11 protein-coding genes and 5 pseudogenes are annotated in these 16,194 nt (G+C 64.6%); 5 read left to right on the plus strand and 11 right to left on the minus strand.

Annotation, left to right across the window (positions count from 1 at the left end; all coding sequences use genetic code 11):
• Positions 1–17 precede the first annotated feature (17 nt).
• The gene (gene sfnG, locus ACVILL_RS06700) at positions 18–1,118 is read right to left on the minus strand and encodes a dimethylsulfone monooxygenase SfnG (protein WP_456728354.1); all 1,101 of its coding nucleotides are present in this window, start codon (positions 1,116–1,118) and stop codon (positions 18–20) included.
• An 824-nt stretch (positions 1,119–1,942) separates the two neighbouring features.
• Here sfnG and hisN point away from each other — a divergent pair.
• The 3 genes and pseudogenes from hisN to ACVILL_RS06715 form a co-directional block, all read left to right on the plus strand.
• Positions 1,943–2,734, plus strand: coding sequence for a histidinol-phosphatase (gene hisN, locus ACVILL_RS06705; protein WP_456718553.1), 792 nt, complete (start codon positions 1,943–1,945; stop codon positions 2,732–2,734).
• A gap of 145 nt (positions 2,735–2,879) precedes the next feature.
• Positions 2,880–3,302, plus strand: a complete 423-nt coding sequence (locus tag ACVILL_RS06710) for a DeoR/GlpR family DNA-binding transcription regulator (protein WP_456728355.1) — start codon at positions 2,880–2,882, stop codon at positions 3,300–3,302.
• 134 nt (positions 3,303–3,436) lie between these two features.
• Positions 3,437–3,652, plus strand: a pseudogene (locus ACVILL_RS06715) (hypothetical protein); the annotation flags it as partial.
• 134 nt (positions 3,653–3,786) lie between these two features.
• Here the strand turns inward: ACVILL_RS06715 and ACVILL_RS06720 are convergent.
• From ACVILL_RS06720 to ACVILL_RS06760, 9 genes and pseudogenes are all read right to left on the minus strand, one after another.
• Positions 3,787–4,050: pseudogene (locus tag ACVILL_RS06720) on the minus strand (IS5/IS1182 family transposase); the annotation flags it as partial.
• 205 nt (positions 4,051–4,255) lie between these two features.
• Complete coding sequence (locus ACVILL_RS06725; protein ID WP_456728356.1) at positions 4,256–5,143, minus strand: terpene synthase family protein; 888 nt, start codon at positions 5,141–5,143, stop codon at positions 4,256–4,258.
• The gene (locus tag ACVILL_RS06730; RefSeq protein ID WP_456728357.1) at positions 5,140–6,690 is read right to left on the minus strand and encodes a hypothetical protein; all 1,551 of its coding nucleotides are present in this window, start codon (positions 6,688–6,690) and stop codon (positions 5,140–5,142) included. The genes ACVILL_RS06725 and ACVILL_RS06730 overlap by 4 nt, the downstream gene beginning before the upstream one ends.
• A gap of 280 nt (positions 6,691–6,970) precedes the next feature.
• Positions 6,971–7,970: pseudogene (locus ACVILL_RS06735) on the minus strand (polyprenyl synthetase family protein).
• A gap of 145 nt (positions 7,971–8,115) precedes the next feature.
• Positions 8,116–9,459: a cytochrome P450 gene (locus ACVILL_RS06740; RefSeq protein ID WP_456728358.1), complete on the minus strand. Its 1,344-nt coding sequence runs from the start codon at positions 9,457–9,459 to the stop codon at positions 8,116–8,118.
• A pseudogene (locus ACVILL_RS06745) lies at positions 9,459–10,305 on the minus strand (SDR family oxidoreductase). The gene ACVILL_RS06740 and the pseudogene ACVILL_RS06745 overlap by 1 nt, the downstream one beginning before the upstream one ends.
• A complete protein-coding gene (locus tag ACVILL_RS06750; protein ID WP_456728359.1) occupies positions 10,292–10,600 on the minus strand; it encodes a ferredoxin in 309 nt (102 codons plus the stop codon). The pseudogene ACVILL_RS06745 and the gene ACVILL_RS06750 overlap by 14 nt, the downstream one beginning before the upstream one ends.
• Before the next feature lies 1 nt (position 10,601).
• The gene (locus ACVILL_RS06755) at positions 10,602–11,891 is read right to left on the minus strand and encodes a cytochrome P450 (RefSeq protein ID WP_456728360.1); all 1,290 of its coding nucleotides are present in this window, start codon (positions 11,889–11,891) and stop codon (positions 10,602–10,604) included.
• A gap of 94 nt (positions 11,892–11,985) precedes the next feature.
• A complete protein-coding gene (locus ACVILL_RS06760) occupies positions 11,986–13,188 on the minus strand; it encodes a cytochrome P450 (RefSeq protein WP_456728361.1) in 1,203 nt (400 codons plus the stop codon).
• 873 nt (positions 13,189–14,061) lie between these two features.
• Between ACVILL_RS06760 and ACVILL_RS06765 the strand changes: the two are divergent.
• Positions 14,062–14,252, plus strand: a pseudogene (locus ACVILL_RS06765) (hypothetical protein); the annotation flags it as partial.
• A gap of 66 nt (positions 14,253–14,318) precedes the next feature.
• The gene (locus ACVILL_RS06770; RefSeq protein ID WP_456728362.1) at positions 14,319–15,293 is read left to right on the plus strand and encodes an ATP dependent DNA ligase; all 975 of its coding nucleotides are present in this window, start codon (positions 14,319–14,321) and stop codon (positions 15,291–15,293) included.
• A 195-nt stretch (positions 15,294–15,488) separates the two neighbouring features.
• On the opposite strand, the gene ACVILL_RS06775 is transcribed toward ACVILL_RS06770, so the two are convergent.
• Positions 15,489–16,103: a cell envelope biogenesis protein TolA gene (locus ACVILL_RS06775; RefSeq protein ID WP_456728363.1), complete on the minus strand. Its 615-nt coding sequence runs from the start codon at positions 16,101–16,103 to the stop codon at positions 15,489–15,491.
• Positions 16,104–16,194: the final 91 nt, after the last annotated feature.

The following is a 16,194-nucleotide window of genomic DNA, read 5'->3' on the forward strand; positions in this document are numbered from 1 at the left end:
ACGTCGCGCGACCCCCATCACTCGGCTGCTTGGGCGTGCGCAGTGGCCTTTGCCTCCAGCGCACGGACCAGCGGAATGACGCGGCAGCCGAAATATTCGACCTCCTCCTGGAAGTGCAGGAAGCCGAGCAGCACGAGATCGACGCCAACCTCCTTCAGCGCGACGATGCGCTGGGCGATCTGTTCCGGCGTGCCGATCAGATTGGTCTTGAAGCCGTCATTGTACTGGACGAGATCCTCGAAGCTGGATTGCGCCCAATTGCCCTGACCTTCAGGCGAGGCCTTGCCGGCGTTCTTCACCTCATGCCCGAACGCGTTGACCGCCGCCGGATCGGCCTTGACGATGATCTCGTCGAGCACGGCGCGCGCCTCGGCCTCGCTGTCACGCGCGATCGCAAAAGCGTTGACGCCGATCTTGACCGAGTGATTGTTGGCGTGCGCCTTCGCCCTGATGTCGTCGACCTGCTTCTTGATTTCCGCCACCGAATTGCCGTTGGTAAAGTACCAGTCCGACACCCGCGAGGCCATGTCGCGTGCGGCGCGCGAACTGCCGCCTTGGAAGATCTCGGGCAATGGATGCGCCGGCTTCGGCTTCAGCGTGTAGTCCGAGAAGCGGTAGAAATCGCCGCGGAACGTGAAATTGTCCTGGGTCCAGATTCCGCGCAGCGCGCGGATGAATTCTTCGGAGCGGCGGTAGCGCTCGTCGTGGTCGAGCCAGGGCTCGCCGATCGCGGCGAACTCGCCGCGGAACCAGCCGCTGACGATGTTGACGGCGACGCGCCCCTCGGTCAGCTGACTGATGGTCGCGATCTGCTTGGCCGCGACCGCCGGATTCCAGGGGCCGGGCAGCAGCGCCGCGATCACTTTCAGCTTTGTGGTCGCGGCGAGCAAGGCGTGGCTGAAGGCGACCGGCTCATGCTGGAACTCGGCGCCGTATCCGGCGGTGAAACGGATCTGACTCAGTGCATAGTCGAACCCTGCCTGTTCCGCGATCTGCGCAAGACGGCGGTTATAGTCGATGTCCCATCCGGTTCGCTGCTCGATCTTGCTGATCACGAGGCCACCGGAAACATTTGGAACCCAGTAAGCGAATTTGACCTGATCATGACTGGTGGTCATTTGAATTACCTCAAACGTTGGACGTGATGGGGTGAGGAAGGCAGCACGAAGCGTTCGCGCGGGCGCCCATCCAGCGGGTTACAGCGCGGCTCATGCGAGCTGCCGGCAGATTTGAACTAGGGGAGGGTGGCCGATCAGTATCCGTGATACGCGCCGGCACACGCTCGCTGCGTCAACAACACACCGTTCGACACGATGTCAGCGGCGCGGCGCGACTTCGAGATCGATCAAACGGGCCATTGCAAGTCATCCGCATTCCCCTCGCAGGCAGCATCGGCGAACGATCAATAGTCGCAGAGAAAGCAGAGACGAGCGAGTCCAAGGCAATCTCTTTTTCAGCCAGTCCGGGAAAGCGGTATTCTTTTGTTGATGCAAAATGCGTCGTTTGATGCTGAGCGGTCGATTTTCTTCGGATTGAACGCGCCGCTAAACACCGAGCGACGCTTATAGCGCGCTGGCAATGCGTCTAGCCCCGAGCCTTGCTGCTCCATTCGGTAAGGCGAACATGCATGCGCGAAGAGATGAGGTGCCGAATATCGCGGACCAATGTGGGTTTTGCGCGCCTCCCGGAAGTGTCGGCAAGTTTTTCCCAGCGACTCATAATTGCCCGACGAAGCCAAAGGCAATTCTCTGTCGAAGCCAATATCAATTACCGCATGGTAGGCCCGAGTGGCCGTCCGGTTAGAGATGCGAGCAATAATCGAGATGGCTTTTTTTGTTTTTGGGTTTCTGCGTGGCAACCGAAGCCACGGTATCAAAAGCGATATGGCAATATGTGTTTTTGTACCTTAAGCTGGATCTGTAATGCTCAGGAGGTTGCCAGCATGGATGGTGCAGACTCGATGTCTGATTTGGTCGATTTCGCGTTCGAGCTCGCCGGAAGCGCAGGTGCTCACGCCACCGAATTGTTTCGACGGCCGATAGACATCAACACGAAGGATGACGAGAGCCCCGTTACGGAGGCAGATCGGCGTGTCGAGAAAGCCATCAGAAAGGCGATTTCCGCTCGATTTCCAGAGCATTCGATTTTCGGTGAAGAATACGGGATCCAAGGTGATCTCGATTCGCCTACGTGGGTGGTCGATCCCATAGATGGCACGCGCAGCTTCATTTCCGGGTCTCCGCTTTGGGGAACGCTGGTCGCGCTCGCTATCCAAGGGCGTTCACAGATTGGCGTCGTCGAGATGCCCGCATTGCGGGAACGCTGGACGGGCGCAACCGGCCTGGGTAGCTGGTTTGTCAACTCGAGCGGCATTCGCACAAAATGCCAAGTTCGCGACTGCCGGCGCCTCGCCGACGCGAACTTCTACACCACGTCGCCCCTCTATTTTGCAGAATCAGAACGCGATCAAATCCTGGGCATCAGCCAAACTGCCCGGATGTGTCGCTTCGGCGGCGATTGCTATAATTATGGGTTGCTTGCATCGGGACACATCGACCTCGTCATCGAGACGCGGATGGAGCCTTACGATTTCATGGCGCTGGTGCCGGTGATCGAAGAAGCCGGCGGCATTGTCACCGACTGGGAGGGCAAGCCGCTCACGATCACCTCCGGCAAGCGGGTCATCGCTGCAAGCACGGCAGAACTTCACGCCGAAGTTCTGCCGTTGCTCTAGAAACGATAGAAGCGCGGCTGAGTCGGTCAGTTACGTGGACGGATGGGCGCCAGCATCATGTCGGTTGGACGCATCGAGCCTATTGTCGTATCGCGCTATGGCCCGAAGCCGACGATAGAAACTGCTAAGATACTGGGGAGCATCTATGTGGCAAGAGGAACGACGGCGTCACATTCGATCGATGTTGGCAACGTTCGGCACGCTAAGCGTTGATCGGCTGACGGAAGATTTTGGAGTGTCGCTCGAAACGATACGCCGCGATCTCATGGAAATGAAAGAAAGCGGAGAACCCCGCCGGGTCCGCGGCGGAGTCGTTCCGGTTGCCAAGGACAAGGAGGCTGCCTGCCAATTGCGCACTGCCGTACGTAGCCGCGAGAAAAGAGCGATTGCCAGGCCAGCGGCAGCAATGGTCGAGGCCGGTCAGACGATCCTTCTCGACGCGGGAAGCACGACAACCACCCTGGCCCAACGCTCAGCTCAGATGGAAGGGCTCATTGTCGTCACCAATTCTCTGAATGCCGCCAAGTGCTCAACTTCCGCGGGTGGTTGCACGCAGCGCGGAAACTGAGGTGTGATCCTGGGTGGGGACTGACGATCCGCCCGCAACGCTCGGGGCGATTACCGTCAATGAGATAGCACTCGCTACCGAGAAGATTTAGCGATGGTCTCTCCGTTCGGTCTCGATGCGACCGCGGGTGCGATGAGCTACATCCCGACGAAATAGAGACAGCGAGAGCGATGTTTGATCATGCGCGGAAGCGCGTTATTCTCGCCGACTATTCCAAAGTGGGTGTCGTTAGCCGGGTTTCGTATTGCGCGCTGGTAGACGCAGACTGCGTGATCGTCGACGTCAGGGCCCGTCAGAACGCCATGTTTCCGCAACTGTGCTCAGTCAATCCGAACGTAGTTGTCGCTTAGGGACTGCGGCGCATCGAGAGGCACGCGAGGCATTTCCTCCATCCCAACATACCTAGATTCCAAATTTGTAAAAACTTAGCGACCGCTTGCGGCTCGCGCCATTGTGCCGCCATCGAATTGCTCAGAAGTGAGCGGAGCGCGTGTCCGATGTAGCGCAGCGCCGTGCTGCCTTTGCGATACAGCCGCGCATCCGGATCGCTCGTGGACACGTGTGCATGGTTGCTGCGCGATTGTCCGCGGAAGTCGCTGCCGCCCTCGTCATCGCCGTCCTTCTTGAACCTGTTCTGCCCGGCCCAAGCCTAGATCAACGTGCGATCCACACTGAAATGTTCGCCCGACAACCAGCCCCGGTCATTGGCGATCTCCACCACTTTGTTGAACAGCGCGATCACCGCATCGTCAATCGCTCGCAGTTCTTGCAACCTTGGCCGGCGCCGTTTGCCGACCCAGCACGAGGTCCAGATGGCTGTCCTTAAGCCGGCTCAGGGCGCCGTGTCGCTCATGTTCGCTCCGTCGGTCGCATCGGGCGACGGCGTTGCGCCGGATTGGACCGACGGCAGTGCGTGCACGCCATCGCCTCCCGCGCGTTCAAGCCGGCGCACGCTAGCCTCCCCCCGCGGCGTCGCTGCGGTAGCGGCTGGTCGAGGTCTGGTAGTACTGGGCGTGGATGGCCGCCATGGCCTCGATCAACGCTCCCCACGGCGCGGGAAAGCGTTCTTCCGCCGTCAGCCGATACAACATGCGCGTATGGCCGGCCAGCTCGTCGTCAAGGAACTCCACGACAGGCATAGCCGGATAGCGCTGCAGCAGCAGGATCGCCGCGTTGCCGGCCTCGCCGGCCGACCTGTCCTTGTCCCGTCCATGCAGATCGTTCTGCAGGCGCCCTATCGCGGAGATGAGCCGCAGGACCTGGCGAAACGCCGGACGCGCGCGCAAGGTCGCCATGTCCAGCCCCCACAGCAACGACAGGCAACAGAACACGTTCGTGTAGGCGATCGAATCGATGCCGTTGTGCAGGTACTCGGCGTAGGACCAACGTTCCGCGTCTGCCGTCTGCGCCTGTCCGGCGCGCAGCGCCGCGCAGTAGCGCCGGGTATCGTCGAGAAGCTGAGCATAGTCGCGACGATCGTAGGCAAGCGCAGCCAGCGAAGCGCGCAGCACAGCGCAGCCCTCGAATCCGGGGAGCGCGCACGGCTCGCCCTGTCCCAGCGCCTGCTCCACCGCGGCGAGTTGTTCCGGCGCGATCAGGCCAAGGTCGTTGCAATCGTCGAGCCAGAACAGCAGAGCCAATTCGCGATAGAACGCCACGATCAGCGTTTCGTCCTGCGGATCGCGGCCGGTTCGGGCGCTGATTTCGCGCAGGCTCGGGTGGATGCGCTGCAGGATGTACTGGCCGCCCCTGACGGCTTCCATGGCATGCTCGTCGGCGAACCCGGTCAGGGAACGCCCCCACTCCAGCACCTGCTGCAGCGCGCCTTCGGGCTGGATCATGGCGCCGCTCCTGCTCCCTCGGCCAGGACCCGCCGCTCCCAACGAAGCGCCAGCCACAACCCGGCGAGTTCGGCCACACGCACGACCCGGGTGGGGCAATACAGTTCCTTGCCGATCCACAGCGGCGTTTGCGGCAATGCATGCGCCGCATGGCGGGCGAGCATCCAGTCCAGCGCACGTGCGACCGCGTGCGCGATGCGCCAGCGCCCTGTCGGCTCTTCGCTCCCGTCCATCACGCGCAACGCGAACAGCGCATAGGCGGTTTCCTCGAATGTGGACGCGCGACCGGCGCCCCAGCCGCCGTCGTCACGCTGCGCCTGTAGCAGCGCCGCAAGCGTGCGCTCGTCGCGCCACTGCGGCTCGCCTTGCGCCAGCGCAGCGAGCGCATGCGCAGTGGGATACAGCCACGAAACGTGCCATTTTTCGTTGTCCCATAGACCTTGCAGGTTGCGATTGGCCTCGACGTAGGCGCTGGTGCCGGCGGCGGGCTTTCCCAACAGCCGCAAGGCATGCAGGGCATGGATGTTGGTCGACACCGAGGCATTGCGCTCGCCGGGGAAGGTGGCGAACAGCTCGCCGATTTCGAAATGGCGCAACGCATCGACCGCCGGGTCACGGCCAGCAAGTCGCAGGACGCACAACGCAACCGCGGTGTCGTCCGCATCGGCCGCGAAGTGCAAGGCCGGGCCCAGACCGCGCCCGCTCAGACGCGCGTCAAGCTGCGCGACGATCACGCGCACCGCCTCGGCGAGCGCGGGATGCGCGAACAGCCCGGCCAGATGCAGGGTGTACAGCGACCAGCATGGCTCGAACACATTGATCGGCCAGACGTTGGGAACGACCCCTTCGATGCCGCTGCGCGTCGCCCGCGATGCCGTCTGCAAATACGCGTCGGCGCGCCCGACCTGCGGCGTGCTCCTCTGTGTCACGGCGTGCGCGCGCCACGCGGCGGTGGCCGCCGGACTGATGCCGATGCTGCCGTCCTCATCCGGGAGTGCGGTGGTCGGCGACGTCCCCCAGGCTTCCCAGGAGTGCAGCAACGGATGGCCGCTCGGCAACGTCGTCACCGCCGCCAGCTTGACCAGGCGCGTTTGCCGCAACGGCAACAGCGCCGGGTGGCGCGGAAACGCCATGCCGCCCAGCAAGGATACGGCCTCGCCGCAACACTGCGGCAGGATCAGCTCCGCGGCGATCGGCGCGTCTTCCGGGACCGCATGCGCGTAGGGATCGGGCTGGCGCTGGAGGAACCGGGTTGCGGCCTGGACTGCGTCGGCAGCGCCGGGAAAAGGATAGGCCCGCTGCAATGCCAGCAATGCCGCCCACGTAGGCGCATGGCGGAACAGCGGGAAGTCCGCGCTTCCCCATCCGCCATCGGCCTGTTGCTGCGCCATGAGCCACGCGTATGCATCCTGCCGACCGGTGACGTTGCCATGGAACCGCAGAGCTCGCGCCGTGTCGTAGACGGACGGACCGACGCTGCCGCCATCGCTCATCTCGCTCAGCAGGCGACGCAATTCGGAGAGGATCTGTTCGGACAGCGCGTTCACGCGGGATGCTCCTTCAGACGGATGGGCAAACGTCGCGCGCATGTCGCCGCAGGCCGTCGCTTAGGCAGTGCCGGACGGCCGCCCTGCTCCGGCGCGGCGACCACCCCAATGCTGGCGCCGGCCCGCCGCATAGGCTTGCGGGCAGCGCGCCCGCGTGCGCCGCGGCCGTGCCGGGCAACCGCTGCGATCGGCGCCGGAGACTTCGCACATAGTGCAGCATGCACCGCTGCCGCCGGCCGATCGCAGCGGCACATGAGCGTCTCCAAGCGGACGGGCACGCTCATGCGCATGGCGCGTGCTTGAACAGATACGCGTTGGCCCGCTGCAGGATTTGCGCCAACCGTTCTGCACGCGGCCCCAGCGGCGCGATGGCCTCCCCGGCATCGCGCAACAGATCCAGCGCGAACTGGCGCGCTGCCTGCAGTCCCATGATCGACGCGCAGGTCGGCTTCTGCGCCGCCGCGTCCTTGCCGGGGGTCTTGCCCAGCGTCGCGGTATCCGCTGTCACGTCGAGAATGTCGTCGATCACCTGCAACGCCAGGCCGAAACAGGCGCTGTAGCGATCGAGCGCACAGTACAGCGCAGCGTGCGCGGCATCCTCCGCGATGGCGCATAGCGCGCCCATGCGAACGGACGCGCGCACTAGCGCTCCGCTCTTCATCCGGTACATCGCCACGATCCTGTCCAGCTCCACGTGCTTTCCAATCAGCGACAGATCGATGGCCTGCCCGCCTGCGGCACCCTCGGAGGACACCGCCTGCGCCAGTTCGCGCACGAGCGCGATACGGTAATCGCCCGGCGCATCCAGGCTCGCCAGGGTCAGGAAGGCGTGCGCCTGCAGCGCATCGCCGACCAGGATCGCAGTAGCTTCGCCGAACTTGACGTGCACGGTCGGAAGGCCGCGGCGAAGCACGTCGTCGTCCATCGCGGGCAGATCGTCGTGGACCAGGGTGCAAGCGTGCATCATCTCGATGGCGGCGCCGACGTCGTCGAGCATGTGCGCCGGCGTGTCGGACAGTGCGCCGGCCGCCAGGCAGAGCAAGGCACGGGTGCGTTTCCCGCCATGCAAGGTGGCGTAGCGCATCGCCGCCATCAGCTCGGTCTCACCGTCATGTTCGACAAAGAGAAGGCGCGCTAGCGCCTGTTCGACCCGCTTTGCGCCGTCCTGCAATCCAGATCTCGGGCAGCAGCCCGCCGGATGCGCCGCGCGCCTGTGCGCCCAATCCGCCGAGCGCGGAATCACCAGTTCTGTCGTCCTGTGGCGTGGAAGTGGCCTGCATGTTGTTCATGTCCTCGTACCTGACAGGAGACCGCCAGCGGCGGCCCGCCGCGGTGTTGTCGGCGTCGCACCGTGCGCGCGCCGAGTGCAGCAATGCCGCGCGTCGCCGGCGCCGCTGCCTCGCCACATGGGCATGCGATGCCAGCTCATGAGAATCCGATGCGGATAGCCATGGACGGATGTGCGGTCGGGTAATAGCGCCGGCCTTTTTCGACGCCGCCCAGCAACCGCGGCCGCACCCCGGCCTCGTGCATGGTGAGCGCCAAGGCGATGCAGAACTGCACTAGTTCCAGCCATGCCAGGTGGTAGCCCATGCAGACGTGTGGGCCGGTACCGAACTGCAGCATGTCCACCGGCCGGATCGGCTCGGTGCGTTGCAGCCACCGCGCCAGTCGAAACTGATCAGGCGCTTCGTGCAGCAGCGCCGAGGTCGAGAAATGCAGCAGCGGGATGCACAGATCGGTGCCCGCGGGAATGCGCCGTTGGCCGAGTCGCAATTCACGCAGTGCGCGACGCACCAGGAGCGGCGTCGCCGGATGCACGCGCAGCGTCTCGCGGAACAGCGCCTCGGCGACCGGACACTGCGCCAGGTCCGCGTGCCGGGTCGGCACCGCGCCCACGCGTTGCGCCTCCTCGACCAGGGCGTCCCACAGCCCAGGCTGCCGCGCCAGCTCGATCACCATCCAGGCCATCGTCGAGGCGGTGGTGTCGTGACCACCAAGCAGCAGCAAGCGGATATTAGCGACCAGGACGTCATCGGAAAGCGGATCGTCGCTGCGATCGAAGGCGCTCACCATGTCGTTGATCAACCCGGTGCGCGAGGCATGTTCGCGCGCGGCGCGGACGAACTCGCGCAACCGCGCATCGATCCAGTCGCGGGCGGCGCGGCCGCGCCGCAAGGGCAGTCCGGGCAAGTCGACCGGGGGCGCGACGATCAACTGCAGCAGTTGCCGGTACTTGCGATGCCATCCCGGCAGGTCCTGCGCGGGGATTCCCATGAGACTGAAGATGAGCTTGAGCATCAGATCGCCGGTTTCGCGCAGGATGGTTACGTCGCCGCGGTCGCGCCACCTCTGCACGCGCGCCCGGATGACGGGCGCGAACAGTTCGCCGATGCCGGCCTGGGTCAGCCCCTTGGGCAGGAGCGCCGCCTGGATCGCATCGCGCGCCTGCCGGTGCGCGATGCCGTCCTGGGCGACCAATGTTCCCCCAAACAATTCGGGCGCGATGTCTTCGATCAGCGCCGAGGACACGTCTTTGTGCCGGAGCAGCGCGAGAGCATCCGGATCCAGACTGGTCATCAGGTGTCCGGCAGGGCCGAAATCCAGCCAGAAGTGGCTGCCCAGCGTCCGTTCCGCGCGCCGCAGCAGGCGCGGCAGGTCGCAAACAACGGCGGGAAGATGCCCGACCAAGGGGAAAGCGCCGGGCACGACCGGGATGTCGTGCCGCAGCCGATGCCGACGGTTCAGCGGGTTGAGCAGCATGTCCATCAGCAGCGCGGCGACGCGTCCGCTTTGGCGGTCTTGCCGGAAGGCCGCGCGGCGCGGCTGTTGCCACCATCGGCGTATGTCGGCACATGCGCCAGCATGCCGCCATCGATGCACACGACCTGGCCAGTGATGAACGCAGCATCGTCGGAGAGCAGGAACGCCACCAGCGCGGCCACGTCCTCGGGGCGGCCGACCCGCGGCAGGAGCTGGTGCCGGCGCAGATGCCGTTGCGTGCACTCGTCCAGCTTAGCGAGGAGACGATCGGTCATAATGAGACCCGGCGCAACCGCGTTGCAGCGGATCTGCGCATGACCGTACTGGGTGGCGAGCGAGGCGGACAGCATGTTCATCGCCGCCTTCGACGCCGCGTAGGATGTCTGCGCGGTGTCACCGCTGAGCCCCTTGGCACGACGACATGTTGACGATCGCGCCACCACCGCGGGCGATCATCCGTGGGATGGCCTGCCGGCAGCAGAGCAACGTGCCGCGCAGATTGGTCGCCATTGTCTGATCCCAGACCGCCAGTTCCAGATCGAGGATCGCGCGGTCGCGCGGAGTCAGATGCATGGCGCTCGCGTTGTTCACCAGCAGGTCGACCCCACCGAAGTGCCGCTCCGCCGTTTCGAACAGCGCTACCACCGCCTGCGCATCGGCGATGTCTGTTGCCGAGGCCAGCGCGCGGTCCGCCTCGGATGCAATTTGCGCGGTGCAGGCGATGGCCGCCGAGCCATCAATGTCGGCGACCACCACTCGCCCTCCCTCGCGCGCGATAGCGAGAGCGCATGCCTTGCCGATGCCGGCGCCGGCGCCGGTCACCACTGCCACCTTGTCTTCAAACCGTCCCATCGTGTCCTCCTGGATGGCGTTGGTCTCTCTCGGCATGCCGCTCTGCCTCCGCTGCAGAAGGCGCAGGGTCGGCGCTGGCGCGCTCGTCATCGCCAGCGTCGCTTTCGATGACCCGAATGGCGGCGACCGGGCACTGGCGTGCCGCGTGCCTCACGTCGGCGTGCAGCGCCTGCGGGACCGTCGCCACGCACACTTCGGCCACGCCGTCCGGTTCGCGCTGGCGAAAGGTGCCCGGCAGCGTCAGCACGCACTGCCCGCTGGTTCCGCACAGATCCTGGTCGACCACAACGCGCATCTCAGGTCCCCCGCGCATGCAGCCGCACCGGCAGCGCGCGGAACGTCCGGAGGAACGCGGAGGGCTCCCGGGTCGGCTGATCGGCCAATGCCAGCGTGGGGAAGCGGGCCTGGATCCGCGGCAGGCTCTCGGCCAACTGCACCCGGGACAGTTGCGCGCCGAGGCAGAAGTGAATGCCGTGGCCGAAGCTCAGCATGATCTTCCCGTCGGTCGACATGCCTGGACTGGTGCCGTAGAACCGCGCGGGATCGAAGCGATCGGGATCGGCGAAGGCGTCCGGGTCGCGATTGCCGGACGCGATCAGCACGCGCACGTCCGCGTTCTTCGGGATCACCACGCCGCCAAGTTCGATGTCGCGCTGGGCGATACGCGGAATGGAGCTGAACATCGCGGGCGCGTCGCAGCGCAGGACTTCTTCGACGAATGCCTTCACCCCCACAGCGTCTCCCTGCAGCCAGTGCCGCTGTTGGGGATACGCCAGCATCGCCAGGACCGCATGGTCGATGGTCGCAGCAGTGGTGGCGAAGCCGCCCAGCAGCATGCCCCACAACATGCTGATCAACTCCGCATCCGACAGCGTGTCGGCATCATCGTCGTGTGCGCCGACTAGCATCGACACGATGTCGTGCCGGGGATCGGTGCGCTTGCGCTGTATGAGGCCGCCGAAGTAGGCCTTCACTCTGGCACTGGCTGCGTCCGCCGCGGCGAGCTGGGGATCGCTGGCGTGCGGGCTCAGGCCTTCCAGAATGGGGCCGATGCCGGCGGCGAGCCCGAACATGTCGTCCTGGGGCATGCCAAACAGTTCGGCAAAGACCAGCATGGGCAAGGCGAGCGCGAATTCCCGATGCAGGTCCACGGCCTCCCCGCGCTCCAGCGCGGGCGCCATGCCGTCCAAGCGAGAGGCGACGATGCGCGCGATGCCCGGCCGCAGGTCGTCGATCTGGCGCATGGTGAAATCGCGCGAGATCAGCCGGCGCAGACGCGTATGCGTCGGTGGGTCCTTCATCGCTAGCGTGGACGCCAGCAGATTGAGCGATAGGCTGGTCGCCGCATGCGGAAAATAGCGCGCCAGTTCGCCCGGTGCCGGCCCCCGAAATGCATCGCCCGTGGCCTTGAGCGCCCAATAGATGTCGGCGTGGCGGCTCAACAGAAAGAGGCCCGAAGCCGCGCGATGCACCGGATCGGTCTCGCGCAACCACCGCATGAACGGATATGGGTCGTGGATGCAGGCTGGCGACGCCAGTTCGGCGAAGGCATCCCGGCATGCTGCCGTGGTTTCTTGCACGTCCATCTTGGTTACCCATCGGCTGGCTGATCTGACCGGCGCGCCCCACGCGCGCAGGCAAATTGTGGAGAAGATCGCGATCCGCGGCGCCGTCCGCGCATCACCAGAGCACCGGGAACTCCTCGAACCCGCCAGTGATGATCTCCTTGCGCAACTTCAGTTCTTCGGGCGGCACGGCCAGGCGTAGCGCGGGAAAGCGCTGGAAGATCGAACCTAACACCGCTTTGAGTTCGAGCCTGGCCAGCGCCCCGCCGATGCAGGAGTGCGGCCCGTAGGAGAACGCCAGGTGCGGCTTTTCCTGGCGTCCGATGTCAAAGATTTCCGGGTCATCGAAATGGCGCGGATCGAACGACGTCGCCGGCAGGCCGACGAGCACTTTGCTTTCCGCGGGAATATCCACGCCCGCGATGGTCACGTCGGTCCTCGGATAGCGCATGATGCCGTCCCAGCCCGCGCCCGGCGGGTACATGCGCAGGATTTCCTCCACCGCCTTGTCCACCAGGGATGGATCGCCGACCAGGCGTTCGCGCTGTCGCGGATGGCGGAACATCGCCAGCAGGCCGAATTCGATCTGCGCGACGGTGCTCTCGTGCCCCGCCACCAGCATGCCTGCCGCCAGGCCGATCGCCTCTTCCTCGGTCGCCTTGCCCTGGTCGACCGCCGCGAGCAGATCCGTCAGCAGGTTGTCGCCCGGATCCTGGCGCTTATCCCGCATCTTGCCACGCATGTAGGCGCGCAGTTCTTCCCAGGCCCGGCGCGACGCACTGCGCGGGCCGCTTTCATGCTGGTGCGTCATCACCTCGTCGGACAGCCGGGCGAAAAAGGCGCGATCCTCGTAGAGCACGCCCATTAGCGCGCTGATGACCATGGCCGGAAGCGGAAAGGAGAGGTGGCGCCTCAGGTCGGCGGGCTGAGGCTGGGCCGCCAGCGCCTCGAACAACTGCGCGGCGATCGCCTCGACTTGCTGCGCGAGCAGCTTCACCCGGCGGTTGCTGAAGGCCGGCGCCACGATCGTGCGTAACCGGGCATGCTCGCCTCCCTCGTGCGAGACCAGCCAGCCCGGCGAACCGAGAATCACCGAATCCGGGGTGAATGCCGCTGGCGGCATTCCCGCGGGCCGGAACGCCGCGTCGGACAGCACCTCCTTGGCCTCGTCATAGCCTGTCACCCACCAGCCTTCGTGTCCGGACGGGAAGCGCACGCGGTGGATCGGACAGTTGGCGCGTAGCGCCAACATCTCGGGCGAGGGCTCGATGTGATCGACGCGCCACATCGGCAGCGTCGGCAAGGATTGTTCGGACATGGTGGCACTTCACTCTCTAAGCGATGGAAGGGCGGAAGGTGACCCGTAGGCGGCGCAGGCAGCAAATGCGTAAGACGGCAGGTAGACGACATCCTCCGCGGCGATAGTCACCGCCAGATCCCCCATCCGCGCGAGCGGCGCGAGGAAGGCGCATCGCAATTCCAGGCGTGCCAGCGCAGCGCTCAGGCAGAAATGCGGCCCCTACCCCAACGAGAGGTGCGGGTTGTGCCGCCGCATGACATCGAACCTGTCGGCATCGCGATAAACCGGCTGACCGTAGGGATCGGTGAAGGAGGTGGAGGTACCCGCCACCGACTTGTCCGCCCAATATAGCCTCCGGACCAGTCGCACACTTCCCGTGGCAGTTTCACTGGCTTCCAAAAGAAGAACTCTAGATCGCATCCAACCCTTCCCTGCATTTTCTCGTCCACAACCGAGCGCCAAGTTATTGCTACAGCAAACCGTCGGAACGGACGAAACGCGAACAGCGACGCGCGCCGTGTCCCGAAGACCATCGCACTGCGATTGGTGATGATGCCGTAAACAGAGCAAATCGCGTGCCGAGGTGAATTCGCAGGCTCAGCAGGCACTTCGTAGCGGCGCGTATGTCAGGTTTCTGGCATTGAGGCTCAATGCCGACAACCGGCGCATCAAATTCCCGACAAAGGCCTGCTCTCGGGCTGAATGTGCGGGGCGGCCCTTGCGCGATTTCAAGCAACCGGATTGGTTGCGGCAGGTGACCGCTTCTGGCAGTGGGTGGAAAGCCGCTCGATAGTCCGGTGACGATCCCTGCGGAGTTCCATCGAGCGGTGATGGAGCTGTCTCCAGAGAACGGGCGGGACCGCGCAAAGGTCAATGAGGCCGCAGCGCGGGCGGTTTTCCGAGATGCAACGCCACGTCCTGCGCATCTCGTGCCGTCGCTGCGAGCGGACCGTGGACATCCAGAAGGCCGATGCAGTCCGATTGTATGGTGCCAACGCGCTTTGGAAGGACGTGGCGCAGCGGTTGCTCGACAACACCTGCCAGCAGCGCACACCGGCAGGCATGAAGAAGACGGGTGCTGACCGGCGTTCGAGACGTCCTAGCCCGTTCCGGATCGCGATCCGATCTCTTAGCGCCTGGATGTCCGGATGGCCCCAAAGTATCACCCCACGCCCCTGTCGGGCGGCAATAGCAAGGCTCTGGCAAAAGAGCTCGGCAAGGCACGTGCGATGGCCAACATGCTGCCCCCTCAATCGTCTGAGATGCGGGCCAAGGGCGAGGCCATGATCCAGCAAGCAGACAGGTTGCTTTGCGAAAGCTGGAACGAGCGGATGTGGAGCGACGGCGAAGCGAGCCGAAAAGCTGCAGGCCAAGGGCAGGACAGTGGATTTCAAGGAATTGCTCAGAATGGAGCCGGACGGCGGCACGACCAACATCCGCAATGTGAAGAGCAATCATTGGGCCCGTTGGCTCGGCCCCGAGCATCGCTGCATAGTGCCGTTCAACTCCTTCAGCGAGTTCAACAAGGCCGAAGGCGGCGACATTTGGTTCGCCCTCGACGAGTCGCGTCCCCTCTGCTCCATCTGAATGGCCGCGATCTGCGGAAGCTGCCGCTGATCCTGAGGAAAGCCGAGCTGAGGAGAATCGTCGATCGCACCGACGTCCAGTTCAGCGAAAGCTTCGAGATCGAAGGACGCGAGATGTTCGCGCACGCCAGCAAACTTGGTTTGAAAGGCGTCGTCTCGAAGGTGCGAGACGGTCCCTATCCGAAGGGCCGCACAAGCGATTGGGTCAAGAAAACCTGCATCCAGCGCGAGACGCTGACGATCGCCGGCTTCGCACTCGACGAGGGAAAGTGGGACGGCATCTATGTCGGCCGCCGCAAGGGCGACGATCTCGTCTATCCGGGGAAGGTCGACCACGGCTTCGACAAGGCTTCCGCCGCAGATCTCCAGAAGAGACTGAAGCCGCTGATCGGGAGGACGCAGCCGTACACTAAGCGGATCGCACATAAGGGCATCTGGGTCGAACCAAAGCTGCTCGCGGAAATCGAGTATCGCGCGAAGTCAGCCGAGGGAAAGGTCCGGCACCCGTTCTACCGAGGCCTGCGGGAGGATTTCTGATGGATGCATTCGATCGGTTCCGGCGGCCAACAAGCCCCTGGAAAGCCACCTGATGATTCCAGCCGAGCTGTATCAGGCCGTCATGGAGCTCGCTTTGGAGGACGGACGGGACCGCGCCACCGTGAACGAGGCCCCTACACGCGTCCTAGATTCCCGAAAGGGTTGAAGGGACTTCACGCGTCGGCCCGCCATAGGCTAGCCACGCGCGCGCCGCAGCGCAGCTTTCAGCCGCTCCTTCTCCTTATCCCAGCGAGCGTCTTCGGTTTGCGATTTCTTCTCCAGAGCCTCGACCTCGGCCCGGATAGCGGCGACCCGCTTCGCGTGCTCCTGCTCAGCCTCATCCAGCGCAGCCTGCGCCTTGTCCACCGCCTCCTGACGGCGTTCACGCTCCTTCTGCCTGGCGGCCTCCTCCTTCGCCTGTTCTCGCTCGCGGCGCCTCTGCTCCCGTTCGTGAGCCAAAGCGGCCTTCCGCTCTCCAGCCGTGTCGACAGAGCGAGAGGGAGGGCTCTTCGGCTTTGGGCTTTTCGACTTGTCGGCGCCTTTCTTTGGTCCGCCGCCGCCAAGATAGGTGGGCGGCTCGGCATGGTCGCTGAAAGCTCGGTCGGTTCCAACAGGGCGCCTGAGAACGACACCGGGCTTTGCCACGGTCGTGGCGATAACGTCCGGATCGTCGCTTTCTTTCGCCGCGCCCTGATGGAAGAGATTGCTGTCGGCGCCCCACGCTTCCAGAGCCGCCTTCATCGAGGGAGCGGCGATCGCCAGATCGAAGAAGCCCAGCGAAGTGTGGTAGGTCTTCAGTTTTCTGGCCATCGGCCTGACCCGCCCTCCCCGGTCGATCGTCACCCTTGCGCACGCCCGGTGCCTGCGGAACACGATGCGGCCTCGAAGCGTTCCCTAATCC

Source organism: Bradyrhizobium sp. USDA 3364 (assembly GCF_054056355.1).